Here is a 22,079-nt window from a genome sequence, read left to right as displayed (position 1 = left end):
GCTCATCTCAACCCGCCCGGTGACTGGAAATAAACTGCTGAAAACGCGGTGAGCCCCGATCGCCAAACATCGCTTCCGGCTCCCCTTCACAGTCGATGGTTCCCTGATGCATAAACACCACCCGGTTAGAAACGTTACGGGCAAAACCCATCTCATGAGTGACCACCAGCATGGTACGTCCCTCATCAGCCAGGCTGCGCATCACTTTCAGCACATCGCCCACCAGCTCCGGATCCAGCGCTGAAGTGGGTTCATCAAACAGCATCACTTCCGGCTCCATCGCCAGCGCACGTGCAATGGCTACCCGTTGCTGCTGACCACCGGAAAGCTGTGACGGGTAAAACTCTTTGCGATTCAGTAAACCCACACGATCGAGGATCTTCTCGGCCTGTTCAACGCACTCTTTGCGATTTCGCTTCAGCACGTACAACGGCCCTTCAATCACGTTCTGCAACACGGTCATATGCGACCACAGATTAAAACTCTGGAAGACCATCCCCAGTCGTGAGCGAAGCGTCTCCACCTGCCGGTGACTGGCGGCCATCTGATGACCGCGCGCATGGCGTTTCATCTCAATGGTTTCACCCGCCACGCTCACCACGCCGGAATCTGGCATCTCCAGCAGATTAATACAGCGCAGAAAGGTACTTTTTCCGGAGCCGCTGGCCCCGAGAATCGAAATAACATCGCCCTTTCTGGCTTCCAGCGAGATGCCTTTCAGCACCTCCAGCGAGCCGAAGGACTTGCGGATCTCGCTCATCGACAAGGTGACGGGGTTATTCATGTTTATCTCCGGCAATCACAGGGGGAACGGGCAGAGGCAAATCGGCCTCCACCGGGCGCAGACGAGGTGAAAGCCTGCGCTCAGTCCAGGCGTAGATCTGGACGATAATGAAATTGAGGATCAGGTAGATCAGCGCGGCACAGACGAAAACTTCCATCGTCCTGTAGGTACGCTGGATAATTTGCTGAGCTACTCCGGTCACATCCCAGACGGTAACCAGACTGGCGAGGGCGGTGGATTTCACCAGCAGGATCGCCTCGGTAGAATAAGCAGGCAACGCATAACGCAACATCACTGGCGCGATAATGCGGCGCAGCAGCAGCCAGCGGGACATGCCACAGGCCATTCCCGCTTCAATCTGGCCCGAAGGGATTGCCAGCAACCCGCCGCGAAAAATCTCTGCTGTGTAGGAAGCAGTACACAAGGCCAGCGCCACCACCGCGCAGAAAAACGGCTCGCGCAGCACCGGCCAGACAAAGCTGTGACGGATCACTTCAAACTGCCCCAGCCCGTAATAGATCAGGAACAGCTGGATCATCAGCGGTGAGCCGCGAAAAACCAGAATATAGAGCCGTGCAAAACCACTCAGCAGGCGATTACGGCTCATTCTCAAGGCGAGGATAACCAGCGCCAGCAGCCCGCCCAGCACAAAGGAGGAGAAAAACAGCCCCAGCGTAGTCGGCAACGCCGCCGCCAGCTTGAGGAAGGTTTCCGTCAGGAAAGGAAAATCAATCATCTGACCGCCTGTTAACTGTGGGCCGCAGTGCGGCTTTGATGGGCGCGGCCAAGGCGTTGTTCTGCCTTTTTAAATGCCGTGTTCGAGAGCAGGGTCAACACCAGATAGCAGATGCCCCCAATCAGATAGAAGGTGAAATACTGGCGCGTCGAGCCTGCCGCAACCTGGCTGGCCCGCATCAATTCCACAATCCCGGTGACCGAGATTAACGCGGAATCTTTCAGGCTCATCTGCCAGACATTCGACAGCCCCGGCAAGGCATAGCGCACCACCTGAGGCAGAATAATGCGCTGCAAAATACGCCACTTCGGCATGCCGATAGCCTGCGCCGCTTCGACCTCACCAGCGTTCAGCGCCAGCCTGCCCGCACGGAAAACCTCTCCCTGATAGGAGGCAGAAATCAGCCCTATCGCCAGCGCACCAATCAAGAAAGGCGGCACCTCTATAAAGCCATCCGCCCCAAAAAGCTGGCCAATCTGCGTAATCAGCCCGGAACCGCCGAAATAAAACAGATAGATAATCAACAGTTCCGGTATGCCGCGAAATATCACTGAATAGCCATCACCCAGCCAGCGCACCGGACGACGGGGAGAGAGCTTGGCGGCAGCCACTCCACTGCCCACCACCGCTCCTACCATCATCGCCACCAGCGAGAGCAGCAATGTGGTCAGCGCCGCGCTGAGGATTAAGGATCCCCAGCCATTTTCACCAAATCCGAGAATGGCCATTGTTCACTCCCCGCTTAAGGCGTCACGTCAGTTTTGAACCACTTTTCGCTGAGCTTTTTCACCGTGCCATCGGCCAGCGCGGCTTTGATCGCTTCATCCAGTTTCGCTTTGAGATCGCCATCGGATTTGCGGATGCCCAAGGCTTCGCCCTCGCCCCAAACCGGCCCGCCAAGCTGGGTGCCAGCCAGTTGCAAATCTTTGTTTTCAGGCTTACTCAGCACCGAGTTAGCAAAGGTCACGTCATCAAAAACGGCATCGATTCGCTCAGCCTGGAGATCCAGAATCGCATCCGCCGAGGCGTTGTATTCACGCACGGTGGCTACATCCCTGAAGTATTTATCGATGAAAGGCGTATAGACAGTGCCCGAGGCGATGCCGATGGTTTTACCCTTGAGCGCCGCTTTCAGACTGGCAATTGCCGGTTCAATCTCTTTAGGATCGTCATGCAGTTTGACGATCTTTTCCGGGCCGCTGCCCGCAGGCAGCACGCCACCGCTTTTGGTAGTAATAAAACTGGCCGGGGTGGAGGCATAGGGCAGGGTAAAATCAATGACCTTCCGGCGGTCAGGCGTGATCACTATCGCGTCCATGATCACATCGTATTTACCAGCCTGCATTCCGGCGATCATCCCGTCCCAGTTCTGCACCACCAGCTTGCAGCTGATTTTCATTCGCTGGCATAAATCTGCCATCAGTTCCGGTTCAAAACCGCTGAGCTTGCCGCCGGGTAAGGTCAGGTTCCAGGGTTCATAGCTTCCCTCGGTGGCAATGGTGATCGATTTCCACTCTTTAGCCTGTGAAGGTAATGCGCAAAGCAGGGCGGAAGTAACAATAGAGGTAAGCACTACCCGACGGACTGACAGATGTTTCATCAAGCGCTCCTGGAGAAATGATGGCCGGACGAGGGCAATGCGCCCGCCCGAAACCGGTGAATGTCTGTTAAAAGAGAAGAGATGCTGAGTAGCCATGTCATGTATATACAACCAAACAGCTCACTCTTCCCGTGCTCAGAGATAAAACTGTGACGCACTCTATGTTAATAAGTTGTGTCACAGGTTGTTATGTCTTGTACATACAACCAGAGCAATTTTTATGCCATCCCCCGGGTGAAGCTTATGAAAATCCGGTTCAGGTATAGCGGGATACCTGATATCAGCAGGCAAATTCAGCTGCGTGCGCCGTTTATAACAGAGGTGTTTATCCACTTACATGAGGGCTACTCTGGGAGAAAATGCCGGAGGTTAAGAACAGACAACGTCTTTCAGGAAGGTACCTGCGCTTTTCAGGTGCATAGCGGCCCTGTAAGAGTGCAGAAAAAACCTCTGCACGCTGTTAACCGGTATCGGTAATAATTTCATTGCATCCCTGGCACAGCCCATACGTATTTTGACCTGTGTATCCCCATCCTGGCAGGCAAAACTGAAGCTAACGGGAAGGGAGAGTGGGCTGATAAGCAAAGCGTCTCGCCACATGGACGTGGCGAGCCGAGCTGTCAGGGACGACGCTTTTTGCGTCTTTGTGTTCAGCCCACTTTCCCTGACCAGGCACGGGAACATGCAAGCAACTTAGTGAGCTGCACCAAACCACTTTCCCTGACCAGGCACTGGAACATGCAGGCAACTTAGTGAGCTGCACCAACCCCCTCTCCCTGACCAGGCACGAAAACATGCAGGCAAATTAGTGTGCTGCACCAATCCCCTCTCCCACGATAAAGCCCATCAGGCTTCAGCGCTGCAACAGCGTTGCGATAATCTTTTTCAGCAGCGGCTGCAAAGCAGCGGCTCTGTCGCCCCGCCAGCCAAACGGCGGCGTTTCATCCATATAATTGCACTGGGCCAGCTCCAGCTGCACCGCATGCTGATCCTGTTCGGGCTTGCCCCAGGCACGGGTGATATAGCCACCTTTAAACCGGCCATTCACCACCCAACTGAACTCCGACTGGGACTCGCATAAATGGGTCAGCGCTGAAGTAACAGCCGGGCTACAGCTCTCCCCACCGTTGGTGCCCAGATTCAAATCCGGCAGTTTTCCGTCAAACAGGCGTGGGATCACCGAAGCAATCGAGTGCGCATCAAACAACAGCGCATAGCCAAACTGCTGCTTTATGCGTGCCAGCTCCTGCTGAATCTGCTGATGATAAGGCGTCCAGATCCTCTCCAGATACCCCTGACGCTGAGCGTCGGTTGGCGTCATACCTGGCTTAAAAGTAGGCGTGCCATCAAACAGCGTTTCAGGATAAAGACCGGTGGTGGCAGTGCTATATAACGCCTGATTATCGGGAGGACGATTAAGATCGATAACGAAACGGGAATAGTTGGCCACCAGCACGCTGGCACCCATTTCTCGCACAAAATCATACAGCTGTGGGATATGCCAGTCGGTATCCGGCAAGCCTCTGGCGGCATCACTTAACCCCTGCTCCACCTCTGGCGTCAGCGCCGTGCCGGCATGAGGGGCGCTGAACAGCAGCGGCAGGGTTCCCTGAGTAAACTCAAACGGTTTCATCGTATTGCCTCTCCTCTGAAAATAACCTGGCAGGGAAGTTGCCCGCCAAGCCAGTAAACCAGCTCGGCCGGTCGTTGCAGCGGCCAGTGGACGAAATCAGCATACTTGCCGGTCTCCAGCGATCCCTGCGTCTCACCCAGCCCCAGCGCCTGCGCGCCGTGAAGAGTAACGCCAGCCAGCGCTTCTTCCGGCGTCATGCCAAACAGCGTGCAGCCCATATTCAACATCAGACGCAGCGACAACGCCGGAGAAGTGCCCGGATTGGCATCGCTTGCCAGCGCCATCGGCACCTTGTATTTGCGGAACAGTTCAACGGGAGGAACCTGCTTTTCACGCAGTAAATAGAAAGCACCAGGCAACAAAACGGCGACCGTGCCGCTTTCAGCCATCGCCGCCACATCAGCTTCGGTAGCGTATTCAAGATGATCGGCGGAAAGCGCATGAAATTTTGCTGCAAGGGTGCTGCCGCCCAGGGAAGACAGTTGTTCCGCATGCAGCTTCACCGGCAATCCCAGACGCTGCGCAGCTTCAAACACGCGGGTGACCTGCGCCGGTGAAAAAGCCAGATGTTCACAAAAGGCATCCACGGCGTCAGCCAGTTTTTCGTGGGCTACCTGAGGCAGCAATTCGTCACAAATCAGGGTGATCCAGCCATCGGGATCGCTTTTAAATTCAGGGGGTGTGGCGTGGGCGGCCAGACAGGTTGCCTGGATCTGAACCGGATGCTGTTTCGCCAGCTGACGGATAGCCTTCAGCATCCGCAGTTCGCTCTCTTTATCCAGCCCGTACCCCGATTTAATCTCAACGGTGGTCACCCCCTCGGCAAGCAGCCGCTCCAGCCGCCAGCCGCCGCTGGCCACCAGCTGCTCCAGCGACGCTTTACGGGTGGCGGTAACGGTGGAAATAATCCCCCCGCCCTGCGCGGCAATCTCGCTGTAGCTGACACCATTAAGGCGTTGCTCAAACTCATGGCTGCGATCGCCACCGAACACCAGATGCGTATGGCAATCCACCAGCCCTGGAGTCACTATTCCACCGCCCAGATTATTGTGGATCTCCGCTTTGATATGTTTCGCTTCTTTCCAGGGCCCAATCCAGATAATCCTGTCCTGCTGAACCGCAATAGCCCCGTTCTGGATGATGCTATACTTCCCGTCCTGCATTGTGACGATATCGGCACCGTACCACAGGCTGTCACAGCGAAGTTCACCGCTCATCTTCTCTCCCGGCTTTACTGTTGTTTCATAAGTATGTATATGTATATACAACTACATTGTCTGGGAAGCAACCATGATGGCTCGCTATTTTGCGCCTCGCGTCCTGCTGGTGGACGGTTGGCATCACAACGTATTGATTGAAGTAGACCCTGCAGGATTTATCCATTCTCTGACACCCGATTCCCCGCCGGATAATGCTCAACGCCTGAATGGCGCGGTAATCCCGGCAATGGCTAACCTCCATTCCCACGCTTTTCAACGGGTAATGGCCGGGCTTGCCGAAATGGCTGGCGATCCGCAGGACAGCTTCTGGACCTGGCGGGATTTAATGTATCGCATGGTGCAACGCCTTTCGCCCTCGCAGGTAGGGGATATCGCCACGCATCTCTATATCGATATGCTGAAAGGCGGCTATACCCAGGTTGCTGAATTCCACTATCTCCATCATGACACCGACGGCACGCCCTATCCCAACGATGACATGTTGCAGCAGTTGATTGCCGCAGCAGAGCGGGCCGGAACAGGTCAGACGCTGCTTCCCGTCCTTTACAGCTACGCCGGTTTTGGCGCGCAGCCGCCTCAGCCGGGCCAGAAACGCTTTATTCAGGACAGCGCCAGCTATCTGCGCCAGCAGAAACGGGTGGCGGAGTTGATTACCGACAAGCCGCTGCACAATCAGGGGATCTGCTTCCACTCGCTTCGCGCGGTCAGCGAACAGCAGATGCGTGAAATACTGGATGCGACCCCGGCCTCCCTGCCGGTACATATTCATGTCGCCGAGCAGGAAAAAGAGGTCAACGACAGTCTGGCCTGGAGCGGTGAACGTCCGGTCAGCTGGTTGTTAAACCGCTTTAATGTGGATGCCCGGTGGTGCCTGATCCACGCCACGCACCTCGATCCAGGCGAAGTCGCCCGCCTCGCCGCCAGTGGCGCTGTTGCCGGACTTTGCCCCACTACCGAGGCCAATCTGGGCGACGGCATTTTCCCGGCAACGGACTACATCGCTCAGGGTGGCCGCTGGGGTATTGGTTCAGACAGCCATGTGTCGCTGGACGTGGTGGAAGAGCTGCGCTGGCTGGAGTACGGTCAGCGTCTGCGCGATCGTCGCCGCAACCGGATTGTGAGCGGGCAACAAACCTCGGTGGGCGATCTGCTTTATCGCCAGGCCCTGGAGGGCGGCGCGCAAGCCTGTGGCGTGAAGATGGGCCAGCTTGCCATCGGCTACCGCGCAGACTGGCTGGTGCTGGCAGATGATGCATTGCTGGGAAGCACCGAAAACCACGCCCTGCTCAACCGCTGGCTGTTTGCCGGGCAGCGCGGACAGATCCAGGATGTATTTGTCGCGGGCCGCCAGGTTATTTACCAGGGAAAACACCCGATGCAGCAACAGGCCGACGCGGCTTTACGTACGGTCATTGAGGCGCTGAAATGATCCACTTTTATGACAGCAACACCCTGCCCGTCAGCCGCTGGCGGAATGGCGGGGGAGAAACCCGCGAAATTATCAGTTTTCCGCCTGAGGCCACCGATTTCAGCTGGCGCATCAGCATAGCGACCCTGGCCACAGACGGCGCCTTTTCCCGCTTTCACGGCATCGACCGGGTGATTACCCTGCTGGAAGGGGAAGGCGTGGAACTGAATGCCGAAGGAAAATACCGCCAGCAGCTACTCCGCCATCAGCCGTTTGCCTTTGCTGGTGAAGATCAGATCCATGCAAGGCTCAGTGGGGGCGTCAGCAGTGACTTTAATGTGATGACCCGTCGTGACACGCACCGGGCCGATGTCGGGGTAATCAGTGAGGCATTTTCCCCGGACAGCGCGGCATCAGGGGTGGTGTACGTGCTGGCTGGCGAATGGATTACCGGCGACCTCAGGCTGCAACAGGGTCAGGGGGCATGGTGGCAAAGCGACGGGCAGCCGCTGGATCCGGCTTCTTCGGAAGCGCTGCTGCTGGTAGCGCTGATCGGAGAGAAATAACGTCGGCATCACCGGCCGTGATGCCTCATGGCCTGACTTCAGGCCTGGGCGTTTACGCAACGAACGGGTCAGTTACGGCCCTGAAAACCCGCAATCATCCGTGACCTTTGAAGCGGCCCAGCAGTTTATAGCGCGACCCCGGATAGAGCAGTTTTGCGTAGGTGACGATTTTCGCATCGCTCCAGGTCTGGCGACGGATCAGCAGGCAGGGTTCGTTGGATTCGATCGCCAGAGCACCGCACTGCTGGCGGTCCGGCAATACCGCTTCCACAATATGCTCTCCCGCCGTTAAGGGTGCGACACGCATCAGATAGGTATAAGGCGTTTGCGTCTGAAAATCCTGTTCCAGATAGTCAGAAGCCACCAGCGGATTCACCAGGCGATCTTCAAGCTGTACCGCCAGGTCATTTTCGAAATGCACAATGACTGAATGATAAATGGCGTGACCTGTGGTTAGCCCCAGCACGGCTGCCTGTTCCGGATCGGCCTTGATTTTGCGAAGCTCCACCACTTTGCAGCTGTGACGATGGCCGCGCTGGGCGATCTCTTCTGCAATATTGTGCACTTCCAGCATCGCCGTATAGCCCTTGGACTCGGCAACAAAGGTACCCACACCCTGCATACGAAGCAGATACCCTTCACTGGTCAGCTCGCGTAATGCGCGGTTGATGGTCATCCGGCTGACGCCCAGTTCATTCACCAGCTCACTTTCGGAAGGGACTCGCTGATTGGGTTTCCAGACGCCTTCGGAAATCTGGCTGATAATCGCCTGCTTCACCCGCTGATAAATGGGCGCCGGGAGATCGCTCATGGCAGCAGAGAGTTGAGAAATGGCAGTCTGGTCAACCATAGTAAAGCTTCCTTGATGAAAAAACTTTAACCAGTTTACTGTCAACGGTGCTAAATGTATATACATCTGGGCGGCGTTGACTGCACCACCGTTGAGCATTCTGCCCTGGCATGGCGCAGCCTTTAACAGGCGACAGCAGATTCCTCAGACCCGGTGCACAAGATTTGCTGCTGAACGTCCCGCAAACGGGTACCTGATGCGCCAACAGGGTCTGGTAAAAGTTTTGTGATCGACCTGGCACAAGCATTGCTAATTGTATAGACAAGACTATACACATCTGCTTCACTGCAGAAAGCTATCTGTTATTCGCCGGTGATTGACTGCGCTGGCCGCCCTCAGAAGGGCCGAATACTTACCAACTTGTCTATACAGGAGTATACCATGTCAGCCACCCCGCAACTTTGTACCCTGGTCCCCGGAAAAGTGGATCTGGCGATGCTTAAACGCATTTATCACGGAGAGGTCCGTCTGGCGCTGGATGAACACGCTCGTGCCGGCGTTCTTAAGTCGCGGGACACCGTTGCAGCCATCGTCAATGCGGGCAAGGTGACCTATGGCATCAATACCGGCTTTGGCAAGCTGGCTCAAACCTCTATCCCTGCCCAGCGCCTGGAAGAGTTGCAGCGCAACCTGGTGCTTTCGCACAGCGTGGGCATCGGCGAACTGCTTCCTGATGACGTGGTCAGGGTGATTATTGCCACCAAAGTGATTAGCCTGGCCCGGGGTCATTCCGGCGTGCGCATCGAACTGATTGATGGCCTGCTGGCGCTGTTCAATGCCGGCGTTATGCCCTGCATTCCGGAAAAAGGTTCGGTGGGTGCATCTGGCGACCTGGCTCCTCTGGCGCACCTGTCGCTGATGCTGTTAGGCGAAGGCGATGTCCGGGTTGAAGGCAAACGTATCCCGGCGACCGAAGGCCTGAAACTGGCGGGTCTGGCACCCTTCGTGCTCGGTCCCAAAGAGGGTCTGGCTCTGCTTAACGGTACCCAGGTCTCTACCGCACTGGCGCTCCGGGGTCTGTTTGAGGGTGAAAAGGTCTTTGCGGCGGGTCTGGTTGCCGGTGCCCTGTCGCTGGAAGCGATCAAAGGCTCGATCAAACCTTACGATCATCGTATTCATGAAGCGCGCGGCCAGCACGGTCAGATTGTGGTGGCTGCCGCTGTCTCTTCTTTGCTTGAAGGCAGCGAAATTCTGGACTCGCATGCTGACTGTGGCCGCGTACAGGATCCCTACTCCATTCGCTGCGTGCCTCAGGTGATGGGAGCCTGCCTGGATAATCTCATCCATGCGGCAAAAATCCTGCAGATTGAGGCCAATGCCGCGTCAGATAATCCGCTGGTGTTCAGTGAGACAGGCGACGTGATCTCTGGCGGCAACTTCCATGCCGAACCCGTCGCCTTTGCCGCCGATATTCTCGCGCTGGCGATTGCCGAGATCGGTGCCATCTCCGAACGCCGTATGGCCCTGCTGCTGGATACCGGCCTTTCCGGTCTGCCGCCCTTCCTGGTCAACGAGGGGGGCGTAAACTCCGGCTTTATGATTGCTCAGGTTACCGCTGCGGCACTGGCCTCTGAGAACAAATCGCTGGCACATCCCGGCAGCGTGGACAGCCTGCCCACCTCCGCCAATCAGGAAGATCACGTCTCGATGGCCACTTACGCCGCCCGCCGTCTGGGTGCGATGTGTTTCAACACCGCCGCCGTGGTGGGCATTGAAGCGATGGCAGCCGCCCAGGGCATTGATTTCAATCGTCCGCTGCAAAGCTCCCCGCTGCTGGAAAGTGAACTGGCCGCCCTGCGCAAGCGGGTAGCTTTCCTTGAGAAAGATCGCCTGATGGCCCCGGATATCGAACAGATGCAGTTATGGGCAAGCCGCGACAGCTGGCCTGCGCCCGTCGCCGCCCTTTTTCCCAGTGCAGCACGTTAAGTAACCCCCAATTTAAGGATCAGATGATGAGTGACAATTTACGTAATGCAATGGCCCGTGAAGTGCGCGCGCCTCATGGCAGCGAACTTCACTGTGCCAACTGGCTGATTGAAGCGGCATATCGCATGATTCAGAATAACCTCGATCCGGATGTGGCCGAGCGTCCTGAAGATCTGGTGGTCTACGGCGGCATCGGTAAAGCCGCGCGAAACTGGGAGTGTTTCGAGCAAATTTTACGATCGCTGAAGGCGCTGCAACCGGAAGAGACGCTGCTGGTGCAGTCCGGCAAGCCTGTGGGGGTGTTCCGCACCCATGCCGATGCCCCACGCGTGCTGATTGCCAATTCTAACCTGGTGCCACACTGGGCAACCTGGGATCATTTCCACGAGCTCGATAAACTGGGCCTGATGATGTATGGCCAGATGACCGCCGGGTCCTGGATATATATTGGTGCGCAGGGCATCGTCCAGGGCACTTTTGAAACCTTTGCCGAAGCAGGCCGCCAGCACTATAACGGCGATCTCAGCGGCAAATGGATCCTCACCGCTGGCCTGGGCGGCATGGGTGGCGCTCAGACCTTAGCGGGCGTGCTGGCTGGCGCATCAGTGCTGGCGGTGGAGTGTCAGGAGTCGCGTATCGATTTCCGTCTGCGCACCCGTTATGTCGATTACAAAGCCACCACGCTGGACGAGGCGCTGGAGATGATCGACAAGGCCAACAAAGAGAAGCGCGCCATCTCAGTGGGCCTGCTGGGCAATGCCGCCGAAATCCTGCCTGAGATGGTGAAGCGCGCCAGCGCGGGAGGAATGAAGCCGGATATTGTCACCGATCAGACTTCGGCTCACGATCCGATCAATGGCTACCTGCCGATTGGCTGGAGCCTGGAGCGCTGGGAACAGAGCCGTAAAGCCGAACCGAAAACCGTGGAAAAAGCTGCCCGCGCGTCTATGGCTGTTCATGTTCAGGCGATGCTCGACTTCTGTCATATGGGCGTGCCAACGGTGGATTACGGCAACAACATTCGTCAGGTGGCGCTGGAGGAAGGGGTGAAAAATGCCTTTGACTTCCCAGGCTTCGTTCCGGCCTATATTCGCCCGCTGTTCTGCGAAGGCAAAGGGCCTTTCCGCTGGGTGGCGCTGTCGGGCGATCCGGAAGATATCTATAAAACCGATGCCAAACTTAAAGAGCTCTTCCCGGATCATAAAAACCTGCATCGCTGGCTGGATATGGCGCAGGAGCGCATTGCCTTCCAGGGACTGCCAGCGCGTATCTGCTGGCTGGGCCTGGGAGAGCGCCATCTTGCCGGTCTGGCGTTTAATGAGATGGTCCGCAATGGCGAGCTGAAAGCGCCGGTGGTGATTGGTCGTGACCATCTGGACTGTGGTTCTGTGGCTTCACCAAACCGTGAAACGGAAGCGATGAAAGATGGCTCCGATGCGGTTTCCGACTGGCCGCTACTGAATGCCCTGCTGAATACCGCAGGCGGAGCGACCTGGGTCAGCCTGCATCACGGCGGCGGTGTGGGCATGGGCTTCTCTCAGCATTCAGGTGTGGTGATCGTCTGTGATGGCACCCCGGAAGCGGATAAGCGCCTTGGCCGCGTACTGTGGAATGACCCGGCAACAGGCGTTATGCGCCATGCTGACGCGGGGTATGAGCTGGCCCAGAGCTGCGCGACTAAACATGAACTGAACCTGCCAATGATCCGTTAACCTTTCTGGCCGGGCGCCCTGCCCGGCCTCTTTGAGGTGAATCATCTCCGATTCCCACCGCCTGGCCTGCCGCTTTTATGCTACCTTAAATCTGCCAGATATCAGGCAGAGCCTGTGAGGAGAGGACGCTATGACAATTCCCGTTTCGCTGATTGAAGAAGCCACCGGCTGGCGCAGAGAGTTGCACGCCCTGCCGGAACTGGGCTATCAGGAACAGCAGACTTCGCGCAGGGTTGCGGAACAGCTGCGGGCATTTGGCCTACAGGTTCATACCGGCCTTGCCGGTACCGGCGTGGTGGGCACGCTGGAAAATGGCCCTGGCCCGACCATAGGTTTTCGGGCCGATATGGATGCCCTGCCCATTACCGAACTGAGTGAACTGCCGTGGCGCTCAACGCAGCCGGGCGTGATGCACGCCTGCGGACACGATGGCCACACCGCCATGCTGCTGGCCGCTGCAAAACATCTGAGTAAAACCCGGGGGTTCAGCGGCACGGTGCATTTTGTCTTTCAGCCCGCCGAAGAGAACCTGGGCGGCGCGCGCAAAATGGTGGCTGACGGCCTGTTTACCCTTTTCCCGATGGACGCTATCTATGGCCTGCACAACTGGCCAGGGTTACCGGTCGGGCATGTTGCGGTGAACAGCGGTGCGATGATGGCTTCGCTGGATGCTTTTGAAATCAGGCTGCGCGGCAGAAGTTGCCACGCGGCAATGCCGGAGAACGGGGCGGACCCTATCGTGGCCGCAGCACAACTGATCCTCGCGCTGCAAACCATTCCTTCCCGCCGCCTGTCGCCTCTGGCTTCTGCAGTGGTGAGCATCACGCAGATTAACGGCGGTGAAGCGATCAATGTGATCCCGGAGGAAGTGGTCCTGCGCGGCACTTTACGCTGCCTGCAGGCCGAAGTGAGAAGCCAGGTCCGCAGGATGATTGACGATTTTGTGACCACCTTTACCGCGCCGATGGGTATAGAAGGTCGCATTGAGTATCTGACGGATTATCCGGTCACAAAGAACAACGCGGAGGAAGCACTGAAAGTCCGCGACAGCGCACTGAAGCTGCTGCCAGCAGAGCAGGTACACTGGGAAGTGAACCCGTCTATGGCCTCGGAAGATTTCGCCTGTATGCTGGATGTCTGTCCCGGCGCTTATTTCTGGATTGGCGCTGATGGCGACACGCCTTCCCGGCCTTTGCACAACGCGCATTACGATTTCAACGATGGGATAATTCAGGAGGGCGTCGCGCTGTGGGTGACGCTGGCTGAGCAACTGTTGCCGCCCAGCCATTCGCACTTTTAATAGCCGGCTTTACCCAACTGCTCCAGCGCTTCAGGCAGATCTACTGCCCTTCCGGTGGCCACATAGCAGCAGGCGATTTGCTGGCGCAGCGAGTCCGGCAGGGTAATCTCCCGATCCAGACAACGGCGGATCCACAGAGCCGTTGTCTCCGCATCTTTCGCCTCTGGCAGCGTGTCCCTTGGGGCTCCCTCCTCATCCTGACGCGGCAGCAGCACCTCCGGCTCGCTGGCGGCAATCAGACTGATCGCCGGGCGGCGTTGCGGATTGGCATACACTTCGCCTTCCGTGCCGTTCAGCAACAGCGCACGGCCGCCAATGGCCTGGAAGAATTTACCGACGCGGGGGATGTATTCGGGATGAGAGACGCTGGAGAGGCGCAGCGCGGCATCTTCCGCAAAGGGCGTAGCCAGTTTTGCCAGCGTATGCGCGCTGTTGCGCACCCCCATTTTCCAGCGCAGAGAGAGCTGCACGGCCAGTGGCTCACACAGCGTTGCCACGGTCATAAAGACCAGCTCACCCCGATCAAGCTTCGCCTGCGCCTGTTCTGCACTTTGTACGGCCTGCACGCCAAGCGCCTGAAACACCGCTTCGCTGGTGACGCGGGTGGGATCGTCACTGACGCCATGCACCACCACCGGGAAGCCAAGCTTGCTCAGAACCAGCGCCAGCAGAGGCGTCAGGTTGCCCTGCTTACGCGCGCCGTTGTAGCTGGGGATCACTACCGGCATCGCAAAATTTACTGGCGGAGTCAGTGTCAGCACCCGCTCCTGCATCGCCTGATAAAAGCCCAGCATCTCCTCTTCGCCTTCGCCTTTGATGCGCAGCGCAATCAGGATGCCGCCCATTTCAAGATCCGGTACTTTCCCGGCCAGCATTTCGCGATAGAGCTCGCGGGCGGTGTCAAAATCGAGATCACGGGCATGGTTTTTGCCACGGCCCACTTCTTTGATGATCTTGTTATATTCCATGCTCTGCTCTTAATAGTTAGCGACGACGACGGGAAGGCGCTCTCTTTTCCTGTAACGCGGCGCTGGCTTTGGGTAACTCCCCTTCCGGCATAGCCGGCTGCTCGATGGGGAATATCGGGAGCGCGCCCAGTAAACGGGCACCATAGCTTTTGCTCAGCAAACGTCGGTCATAAATCACAATTTCGCCAAAACAGTCATGGCTGCGGATCAACCTGCCTACCTGCTGGATCAGGTTGAAGGAGGCGCTCGGCAGACTCTGTACTTCAAACGGGTAGCGTTTCAGGCTTTTCAGCCATTCGCCCTCGGTCAAAATAACCGGACTGTCCACCGGGGGAAAGCAATTTTATGAATATGCACCTGTGACAGCAAATCGCCTTTCAAATCCAGCCCTTCTGCAAAGCTCTGCAGCCCCACCAGCACGCTGGTTTCGCCCTGCTGGACCCGTTTACGGTGCAGCGCCACCAGCGCCGGACGGGGTTTGTCACCCTGTACCAGCATCATCAGCCGCAGCTCCGGCAGGTAGGCCAGAAACTGTTTCATCGCCCGGCCACTGGCAAACAGCACCAGAATACCTTTGTGCTTGCCCTCTTTAATCTGGGCGCGGAAGAAATGCGCCATTTCAGCCAGATGCCCGACTTCATTTGCCAGCATGGGCTCAAGCCGCATTTGCGGGATGATCAGTTTGCCCTGCTCAACATGGTTAAACGGCGAGTCCAGCGCGACGAACCGATCGCCCACCTTTTCGCTAAGGCCGGACATCTCCTGCAGCCGCTGGAAGCTGTTCAGCGATCGCAGCGTGGCAGAGGTCACCACCACATGCGGGATTTTCCGCCACATCAGTTTTTCCAGCTGATCGCTGACGCGGATCCCGGCGCAGTGCAGCAGCAGATGAGCATTGCCTTCACGCAGTTCCCGCGTCACCCATTTAGAGACCGGCGCGTTGGAGGCTTTCTCCATCGCGGCCAGCCGCCACAGTTTGCTGAACGCTTCAAACCAGCCCAGCGCTTTGCTCATCTGGATCAGCGTGCGGTGCAGTCTGACCACATCAAACTGGCCCGTTTTTTCACCGAGATCGTTGAGTAACGCTTCTGCCAGCCCGCGCAGGCCATCGGATAATTTGAACAGGCGGGCGCAGATCGTCAGCACCTCTTCCGGCAACAGCCCCATTTCAAAACGGTATTCGCCTTCCTGATTATGCGGTAGCAGCACCTGATTCAGGATCTGCGAGAGCATTTGCAACTGCTCCCGCACCTCCTCACAGTGCGCTTTTAACCGTTCGGGATTGCTCAACCCCGGCGGCCTTTTCGGCCTGAACTGCGCCATACACTGCTCCACCAGGCGGCAGAAGAGATCGAGTTGCAGCGTATTCCAGCCCGGCGTGATTTCCCCGCTCATCTCCAGCGCATCGCGCGCCACATCCGGCAGATGATGCCCTTCATCCATCACCAGCAGCAGATTTTTTGGCGGCGGCAACACTGACTCCGTCTCCAGCGCGGCCATCACCAGGGCATGGTTAGCCACCACCACATCCGCGTGTTCAATCTCGCGGCGGGCGACATAAAATGGGCACTCCTTAAACCAGTGACAGTTGCTGCCCAGGCAGTTCGCCTTGTCCGTGCTCAGACGCTGCCACAGCGAATCTTCAATAGAGTCCTCGCAGTGATCGCGCAGGCCATCCCACTGATGGCGGTTCAGGTTCTTTTCAAGCGTGGTGCAAAGCGCGCGCTCGTCTTTGCTGGCGGTCATCTGCTCATCCAGAAACAGCAGCAGATCGCCCTGCTTTTCTTCATCAGTCGCCAGAGCGGAGAGATTACGGGGACAGACATAACGTCCACGCCCAAAGGCAGCGGTAAATTGCAGATCGGGGATAATTTTCTTCAGCAGCGGGAGATCCTTACTGAAGATCTGATCCTGAAGCGCCACGTTGGCGGTACTGACCACCAGCGGCTTTTCTTCCGCACGGCTGACGGCAATGCCGGGGATCAGATAGGAGAGTGTTTTCCCCACGCCAGTCGGCGCTTCAATCGCCAGATGGCGGCCGTCGTCGCCCGACAGCGTTTTTGCCACTTCAGCAATCATCTGCCGTTGCGGGGCGCGGGGAATAAAATCGGGAATTTGTTGCTGGAGGGCTTTATACCATCCGGCAATTTGCGCTTTCAACGCGGCAGATAACGCCATGACAACCACTTATGACCAGGAGAGCCTGTATTTTTACACAGTATCAGCCTCGCGTCAGCCCTGCTGAATCAATGAAGCGGTACGACTCGCAGTTTCACCATGTCGCGAAAGGCCCTGATCAGCATCTCACGGCTACGGCCCCGGCGAAATATCAGCGAAAAAGGTGCCTGATAGCTGAACTGGTGCGGCGAAAGTTTTTTTAACCGCCCTTTTTCCACCCAGGGCAGCGCACAATGCTCCGGCAGATAACCGATGTAGTTACCGGAGAGGATCAGAATCAACTGCGCCTCAATGCTTTCGACCGAGGCCGCACTCGCTTTGAAACCCCGCCGTGCCAGCTCAGCCTGGTTCCAGTAGCTGCGGGTGACAAAACCATACTGATGTAATTCTGTCGCTTCCGGCTCTGGCCGGGCATAAAGCTGATGGCTGTCACTGCAGTAAAGCCAGTGCTGCTCATGATGCAAGGGCACCGTTACCAGATTATTGACGTTTACCGGAAAATGCCCGATCGCCAGATCAAGCCGGTTATCCAGCACTTTCTGTTGCAACTCATTGGGATCTCTCACCGAGAGGTTGAGGTAAACTCCGGGGAACCGCTCGCTGAACTGATTAATACTTTCTGCCAGCCCCAGCTGATTATCGGTGGAAACGGAGTCCACCACGCCCAGAGAGAAAACGCCGCCCTGCTCCGTTTTCAGCCCTTCCACCTTGCGTTCAAAGTCAGAAAGCGTGCCGAGCAATTGCAGGCTGTGCTGAAGATACTGCTCGCCGCGTGCCGTCAGCGAAAAGCCCCCGCGTCCGCGCTGGCAGAGCACGAAGCCGAGCTGCTGTTCCAGCTCGCTCATATAGCCGCTTATTGCTGGCAGGGTCATATTGAGTTCCTGCTGCGCACGGGAGTAGCCCTGACAGCGGGCAACGGTGGCGAAGATGGTCAGCAGCTTGAGATTGGGAAGACGACTGGTGCTCACAACATTTCCTCCGGGGTGGCTGGCAATAGCACTCACTGACTCTGCCTTCAGGGCTGGCAAAAACTCTCGCCTGCGGGATTTTTTTGGCTGGCAATCCTGACGGCTAAGGGTTCGCCTCAGCGATCTTTTAGTTATGAAATTCCTGAACTGATTATTTGCCGTCAGGGATTTTTTCACAAGCTTATCCGACAGATGATGGCACCTCACAGCTGGCCGCTAATATTCTTTATGAAATGCTCTGTGTGTTGCCCGGAGTGAAGTACAACTGATGGCGCCGAGCGTCTCTCACATTAAAAGGTCCGGCATGTCTGAACAAAATCTGGTTTTCCCTGCACGCATACTGCGTGGCGCAGGCGTAATACATCAGCTCGGTGAAATCTGTCGCGAACTGGGGCAGCGCGCCCTGCTGATTGGCGGGCATCAGGCACTGAAAGCCGTTGAGCCTCAGGTCCGGAGACAGCTTGCCGATGCAGAGGTTGAGCTGGCAGGCTGCGAATGGTTTGGTGGCGAAACTTCCCTGAAGCAAATCAGCCGCCTGGGCGAGCTGGCAAAGTCGCTGAACGTTGAGGTGATCATTGCCGCCGGCGGCGGGAAATCGCTGGATACCTGCAAAGCGGTGGGGGCGGAGCATAACATTCCGGTGATTACTGTTCCAACCATCGCCGCCACCTGCTCAGCCGTTACTCCGCTGAGCATCCGCTATGATGACCACGGCAATTTCCACGATATCTTTCCGCTTCCTCAGGCACCTGCGGCAGTGATCATCGACAGCGAACTCCTGGCCAAAGCCCCGCTGCGCTGGCTGGCTGCCGGGCTGGGCGATACCCTGGCCAAATGGTATGAGTTCCGCGCTGTCAGCCAGCGCCATCCGCCGGTCGACGCCAGTGCCAAATCCTCGCTGGCCCACAGCCTGATTTGCTATGAAGTGATTGCGCAGCATGGCCCAAAAGCCTGTGAAGCAGTGCGTAAAAATCTGCCGGATCATCATCTCGATCAGGCGCTGGATGTGATTTTCACCTTCGCCGGGCTGACCTCTTTAATGAGTAACGGTGCGCATGCGGCGGCGGCCCATGCCATTTATGAAGGCTTTACCTTCTGCGACAAAACCCGCGAATATGGTCATGGTTTGCTGGTGGGCTATGGCAATCTCTGCCTGCTGGCGCTGGAAAACCGCAGTGATGAGGAGCTGCTGGAGGAGATGGCGCTGGCCAGAGCCTGTGGTGTGCCGCTCAGCCTGACGGCCATTGCGGATCTGACGGAGCAGGAACTTGCGGTGATCGTTCGTGAGTCCGTCCATGCACCGGATATGGAAAATATGGCAGAACCTGTCACCGAGGCGTTGCTGTATCAGGCCATCGCCCGCGTGGAGGCGCTCAGCGTCAGCCTGTGAAAACAGCGTAGCCCACAGAAGAGTGGGCTACAGCACGCCTGAAGGCGGGAACAGGTAGCGGCGCTGCAAGTGAATAAGACGGGCACTACGAAGCCGGGTCAGTCTCTGATTTACTTTGCCCCAGACGCCCAATGAAAGGTAAACGCAGCGCCGGATATTTCACATCCACCCCCATATTGAAGCCAAGAACATTCACTTCCAGCCCCTCTTCCGCGCCAAAAGTCACGCCCAGCACGCCCAGCAGGGAGAGCTGAAGACCCCGGCCAGAAGGCGGTAAGCCTACGGGATTGGTCAGCGCACGGAAATCTTTGCCAATGGCATTAGCAGGCAGATCCAGCCTGAGCGTGGGCACTTCGCGGCCTATGTGAGCCAGAAAGGTGTTGCTGTTGGGGCCCGGCCAGACGCGATAGGTGTGAGGCCAGGGATAACTTTTTATCGCCGCCTCAATCTTTGGGATCATCGCCGCTGCGGAAGCCCCACGATGGTCGGTGATAAGTTGCGGTCTGGCACCAAACCAGTAGCCATCAGGAAGGGTGAAGTTCTCGCGGATAACATTGCTGCTGCCCCAGCTCACCACCTCATAACGCCTGAACTCCGTTTCGCCCGCCTTTTTGATCAGGATCCACGGATGCACGGCAAGCAGGCCGCGCCAGCTAAAAGCAGGTGCAACATAGACCTGTACGATGGCCACGTCTTTCAGGGCGACAGGATCGGGTGCCAGATGAGCGGAGTCACGTCGGGCGGTTGACCAGCTCTGCCCACTCAAGGCCACACCATTATGGGTAGCTTTAAAATAGCTCTGTGCAAATGAAAGCAGCATCACGCAGATAAAACCAATACTGAAAACTTTTAACCAGATCATAGTTCCTTCGTCCACCAGTGGAAAACGGGTATTAAGCATGCATCAGAAAGGGTTGAGGTCAGCGGATCTTCGGAGATAAAGCTAATACTTGCACCTTATACCACACAACCTGCAAAACATTGTACAACCCGGAATGAGCGTCTATCGCCTGCTCAGCCCTCAAAATCTGATAATCAGTCTCACTCATTAACGCAGGTCTCCAACCTCAATTAACTGCGCGCACTGACCCCGGACCAGGAAAAAAGGGGCTAATTTCCGCCAGGCGCTCACCTCTGACACTCATCAGGATTCTCAGAATAGGACGATTTTCTGGACCAGGATCAAGTTGTACATATAAATTTTAGTTGTACAACAATGGAGAGTCCGCTACGGTTAACGGGTGCTGGAAGGATAAGAGGAATTGCATGGCATTGTACAGTATTGGTGACGTCGCCATACGCTGCGGGATTAATCCGGTGACTCTCCGGGCCTGGCAGCGTCGTTACGGGTTGTTAAAACCTCAGCGGACCGAAGGCGGGCACCGCCAGTTTGATGATGAAGATATTCAACGTATTGAAGAGATCAAACGCTGGATAGACAGCGGCGTGCCTGTGGGCAAGGTGAAAGCCCTGCTCGAAGGGGAAAGCGTTAACGTCCATGATGGCTGGGTGACCGTTCAGGAAGAGATGATGGCCGTGCTGCGTCATGTCAGGCCCGCCAAGCTCAGGCAGAAGATCGCCACCATCGGCAAGGAAAACCCGGCTGATGCGCTGATCGATCACGTTTTCATTCCCATTCGTCAACGTCTTGGGCTGGATCAGAATACCGCCCGCGCCATGTGCAGCCTGCTGGATGGGGCTTTAATTGATTATGTCGCCTTCTGTCTGACCGGCTCCCGTAAAAAGCCCGGCAAGGATGCATTGCTGATCGGCTGGGCTGTCGAAGATCGTACCCGTTTGTGGTTAGAAGCCTGGCGTCTCTCTCAACAGGGATGGCGGATTGACGTGCTGGCAGAACCTTTAGAGTTACCGCGCCCCGAGCTGTTCCCCGGCCAGAAACTCTTTGTGTTCACCGGCAAACCTCTTACCCGCAGGCAGCAGGAGCAGCTGGTCCACTGGCAGGAGCAGGGGTTCTCTGTCACCCATCAGGGAAGCTGAGGAGCCCCCTCTCTTCGACCTTCGGTTCATCAAGAGATTACGTCTATGAAGCGGGTTTTAATCACCGGTGCCAGCTCCGGTATTGGTTACCAACTGGCCCTCGATTATGCCGCTGAAGGCTGGCATGTTACCGCCTGTGGACGAAACCGCAGCAAGCTTGAAACCCTGCGTGAGAAATTCAGCAGCATTACACTCTGTGAATTTGATATCACCAGCCTCAGTGAAACGCGCACGGCCCTGAGTGGCAGAAACGCCCGCCTGGTTATTCTTTGTGCCGGCAGTTGTGAATATCTCAATCACTGGCGTGGTTGAGGCGGAAAAAGTCCATAGGGTGATGGACGCCAACTTTACCGGCGCGGTGAATTGCCTGGATGCGATGCTTCCGCAACTTTCTCCCGGCAGCCGCGTTGCGCTGGTGGGCTCATCAGCCAGCCTGGTGCCCATGCCAAGAGCCGAGGCTTATGGTGCGGCCAAAGCGGCGCTGGCCTATTTTGCCCGCAGTCTGGCGCAGGATCTGAAACGCCAGCAAATTGCCATCACCCTGGTGCAGCCGGGCTTTGTCGACACGCCCATGACCCGGCGGAATGATTTCGCCATGCCGATGATAGTCAGCGTCGGTCAGGCTTCGCGTTATATCCGTGAAGGGCTCGCCAAAGGCAAAGCGGAGATCGCCTTCCCCCGCCTTTACTCCTTTATCCTGAGGGTGACGTCGCGGCTGCCCGTGTCGCTACAGCGATTGTTGACACAGCAGATAGCCCGGTAACAAAAAGCCAGCAAAGGCTTAACCCGACGGGCTGATAAGCGGTATACTTCGCCCTCTTTCAGCGGCAGACCTGGGAACA

Annotated in this window: 17 protein-coding genes and 2 pseudogenes; 8 read left to right on the top strand and 11 right to left on the bottom strand. The window is 56.9% G+C overall.

Going from position 1 to position 22,079, the window contains the following annotated elements; all coding sequences use genetic code 11:
• Window positions 1-7: 7 nt before the first annotated feature.
• From VRC33_RS07540 to hutI, 6 genes are all read right to left on the bottom strand, one after another.
• On the bottom strand, window positions 8-790 hold the full coding sequence (locus VRC33_RS07540) for an ATP-binding cassette domain-containing protein (protein WP_338564141.1): 783 nt from the start codon (window positions 788-790) through the stop codon (window positions 8-10).
• Window positions 777-1,520, bottom strand: coding sequence for an ABC transporter permease (locus VRC33_RS07535; protein WP_338562432.1), 744 nt, complete (start codon window positions 1,518-1,520; stop codon window positions 777-779). Before VRC33_RS07535 ends, VRC33_RS07540 begins: the two co-directional genes overlap by 14 nt.
• 11 nt (window positions 1,521-1,531) lie before the next feature.
• Complete coding sequence (locus tag VRC33_RS07530; protein ID WP_338562430.1) at window positions 1,532-2,248, bottom strand: ABC transporter permease subunit; 717 nt, start codon at window positions 2,246-2,248, stop codon at window positions 1,532-1,534.
• 14 nt (window positions 2,249-2,262) lie between these two features.
• Window positions 2,263-3,120 carry a transporter substrate-binding domain-containing protein gene (locus tag VRC33_RS07525; protein WP_338562428.1) on the bottom strand — a complete coding sequence of 286 codons (858 nt, stop codon included), beginning with the start codon at window positions 3,118-3,120 and terminating at the stop codon, window positions 2,263-2,265.
• An 853-nt stretch (window positions 3,121-3,973) separates the two neighbouring features.
• A complete protein-coding gene (gene hutG / locus VRC33_RS07520; protein ID WP_338562426.1) occupies window positions 3,974-4,753 on the bottom strand; it encodes an N-formylglutamate deformylase in 780 nt (259 codons plus the stop codon).
• On the bottom strand, window positions 4,750-5,970 hold the full coding sequence (gene hutI, locus VRC33_RS07515; protein WP_338562424.1) for an imidazolonepropionase: 1,221 nt from the start codon (window positions 5,968-5,970) through the stop codon (window positions 4,750-4,752). The genes hutG and hutI overlap by 4 nt, the downstream gene beginning before the upstream one ends.
• Window positions 5,971-6,046: 76 nt before the next feature.
• On the opposite strand from hutI, the gene VRC33_RS07510 reads away from it, so the two are divergent.
• Window positions 6,047-7,402, top strand: coding sequence for a formimidoylglutamate deiminase (locus tag VRC33_RS07510; protein ID WP_338564139.1), 1,356 nt, complete (start codon window positions 6,047-6,049; stop codon window positions 7,400-7,402).
• Complete coding sequence (locus VRC33_RS07505) at window positions 7,399-7,947, top strand: HutD family protein (protein ID WP_338562422.1); 549 nt, start codon at window positions 7,399-7,401, stop codon at window positions 7,945-7,947. The genes VRC33_RS07510 and VRC33_RS07505 overlap by 4 nt, the downstream gene beginning before the upstream one ends.
• Window positions 7,948-8,041: 94 nt before the next feature.
• Here VRC33_RS07505 and hutC read toward each other — a convergent pair whose 3' ends face one another.
• Entirely contained in the window at window positions 8,042-8,797 is a 756-nt protein-coding gene (gene hutC, locus VRC33_RS07500; RefSeq protein ID WP_338562420.1) for a histidine utilization repressor, read from the bottom strand.
• A gap of 381 nt (window positions 8,798-9,178) precedes the next feature.
• Between hutC and hutH the strand changes: the two genes are divergently transcribed.
• The 3 genes from hutH (at window position 9,179) to VRC33_RS07485 (ending at window position 13,735) form a co-directional block, all read left to right on the top strand.
• Entirely contained in the window at window positions 9,179-10,723 is a 1,545-nt protein-coding gene (gene hutH / locus VRC33_RS07495; RefSeq protein ID WP_338562418.1) for a histidine ammonia-lyase, read from the top strand.
• 26 nt (window positions 10,724-10,749) lie between these two features.
• The gene (hutU, locus tag VRC33_RS07490; protein WP_338564136.1) at window positions 10,750-12,435 is read left to right on the top strand and encodes a urocanate hydratase; all 1,686 of its coding nucleotides are present in this window, start codon (window positions 10,750-10,752) and stop codon (window positions 12,433-12,435) included.
• Window positions 12,436-12,565: 130 nt separating this feature from the next.
• Complete coding sequence (locus tag VRC33_RS07485; RefSeq protein WP_338562416.1) at window positions 12,566-13,735, top strand: M20 aminoacylase family protein; 1,170 nt, start codon at window positions 12,566-12,568, stop codon at window positions 13,733-13,735.
• On the opposite strand, the gene ybiB is transcribed toward VRC33_RS07485, so the two are convergent.
• From ybiB to VRC33_RS07470, 3 genes and pseudogenes are all read right to left on the bottom strand, one after another.
• Window positions 13,732-14,703, bottom strand: coding sequence for a DNA-binding protein YbiB (gene ybiB, locus VRC33_RS07480; RefSeq protein ID WP_338562413.1), 972 nt, complete (start codon window positions 14,701-14,703; stop codon window positions 13,732-13,734). The two genes, VRC33_RS07485 and ybiB, sit on opposite strands and share 4 nt — an antisense overlap.
• 16 nt (window positions 14,704-14,719) lie before the next feature.
• Window positions 14,720-16,881, bottom strand: a pseudogene (gene dinG / locus VRC33_RS07475) (ATP-dependent DNA helicase DinG).
• Window positions 16,882-16,949: 68 nt separating this feature from the next.
• Entirely contained in the window at window positions 16,950-17,849 is a 900-nt protein-coding gene (locus tag VRC33_RS07470) for a LysR family transcriptional regulator (protein WP_338562409.1), read from the bottom strand.
• A 304-nt stretch (window positions 17,850-18,153) separates the two neighbouring features.
• Here VRC33_RS07470 and VRC33_RS07465 point away from each other — a divergent pair, with 304 nt between their 5' ends.
• On the top strand, window positions 18,154-19,239 hold the full coding sequence (locus VRC33_RS07465; RefSeq protein ID WP_338562407.1) for an iron-containing alcohol dehydrogenase family protein: 1,086 nt from the start codon (window positions 18,154-18,156) through the stop codon (window positions 19,237-19,239).
• A gap of 85 nt (window positions 19,240-19,324) precedes the next feature.
• Here the strand turns inward: VRC33_RS07465 and VRC33_RS07460 are convergent, their stop codons facing one another.
• Entirely contained in the window at window positions 19,325-20,101 is a 777-nt protein-coding gene (locus VRC33_RS07460; RefSeq protein ID WP_338562405.1) for a DUF3750 domain-containing protein, read from the bottom strand.
• 404 nt (window positions 20,102-20,505) lie between these two features.
• On the opposite strand from VRC33_RS07460, the gene VRC33_RS07455 reads away from it, so the two are divergent.
• Window positions 20,506-21,237: a MerR family transcriptional regulator gene (locus tag VRC33_RS07455; RefSeq protein ID WP_338562403.1), complete on the top strand. Its 732-nt coding sequence runs from the start codon at window positions 20,506-20,508 to the stop codon at window positions 21,235-21,237.
• 45 nt (window positions 21,238-21,282) lie between these two features.
• Window positions 21,283-22,000, top strand: a pseudogene (locus VRC33_RS07450) (SDR family NAD(P)-dependent oxidoreductase).
• Window positions 22,001-22,079: the final 79 nt, after the last annotated feature.

It is taken from the genome of Erwinia sp. E_sp_B01_1, assembly GCF_036865545.1.
Taxonomy (GTDB): domain Bacteria; phylum Pseudomonadota; class Gammaproteobacteria; order Enterobacterales; family Enterobacteriaceae; genus Erwinia.
This window is presented reverse-complemented; position numbering and strand designations above follow the sequence as displayed.

Excerpts from the sequence above, each read along its gene's own strand:
- VRC33_RS07535 (WP_338562432.1), bottom strand. The coding sequence starts at position 1,520 with ATGATTGATTTTCCTTTCCTGACGGAAACCTTCCTCAAGCTGGCGGCG.
- VRC33_RS07530 (WP_338562430.1), bottom strand. The coding sequence starts at position 2,248 with ATGGCCATTCTCGGATTTGGTGAAAATGGCTGGGGATCCTTAATCCTC.
- VRC33_RS07525 (WP_338562428.1), bottom strand. The coding sequence starts at position 3,120 with ATGAAACATCTGTCAGTCCGTCGGGTAGTGCTTACCTCTATTGTTACT.
- hutG (WP_338562426.1), bottom strand. The coding sequence starts at position 4,753 with ATGAAACCGTTTGAGTTTACTCAGGGAACCCTGCCGCTGCTGTTCAGC.
- hutI (WP_338562424.1), bottom strand. The coding sequence starts at position 5,970 with ATGAGCGGTGAACTTCGCTGTGACAGCCTGTGGTACGGTGCCGATATC.
- VRC33_RS07510 (WP_338564139.1), top strand. The coding sequence starts at position 6,047 with ATGGCTCGCTATTTTGCGCCTCGCGTCCTGCTGGTGGACGGTTGGCAT.
- VRC33_RS07505 (WP_338562422.1), top strand. The coding sequence starts at position 7,399 with ATGATCCACTTTTATGACAGCAACACCCTGCCCGTCAGCCGCTGGCGG.
- hutC (WP_338562420.1), bottom strand. The coding sequence starts at position 8,797 with ATGGTTGACCAGACTGCCATTTCTCAACTCTCTGCTGCCATGAGCGAT.
- hutH (WP_338562418.1), top strand. The coding sequence starts at position 9,179 with ATGTCAGCCACCCCGCAACTTTGTACCCTGGTCCCCGGAAAAGTGGAT.
- hutU (WP_338564136.1), top strand. The coding sequence starts at position 10,750 with ATGAGTGACAATTTACGTAATGCAATGGCCCGTGAAGTGCGCGCGCCT.
- VRC33_RS07485 (WP_338562416.1), top strand. The coding sequence starts at position 12,566 with ATGACAATTCCCGTTTCGCTGATTGAAGAAGCCACCGGCTGGCGCAGA.
- ybiB (WP_338562413.1), bottom strand. The coding sequence starts at position 14,703 with ATGGAATATAACAAGATCATCAAAGAAGTGGGCCGTGGCAAAAACCAT.
- VRC33_RS07465 (WP_338562407.1), top strand. The coding sequence starts at position 18,154 with ATGTCTGAACAAAATCTGGTTTTCCCTGCACGCATACTGCGTGGCGCA.
- VRC33_RS07460 (WP_338562405.1), bottom strand. The coding sequence starts at position 20,101 with ATGATCTGGTTAAAAGTTTTCAGTATTGGTTTTATCTGCGTGATGCTG.
- VRC33_RS07455 (WP_338562403.1), top strand. The coding sequence starts at position 20,506 with ATGGCATTGTACAGTATTGGTGACGTCGCCATACGCTGCGGGATTAAT.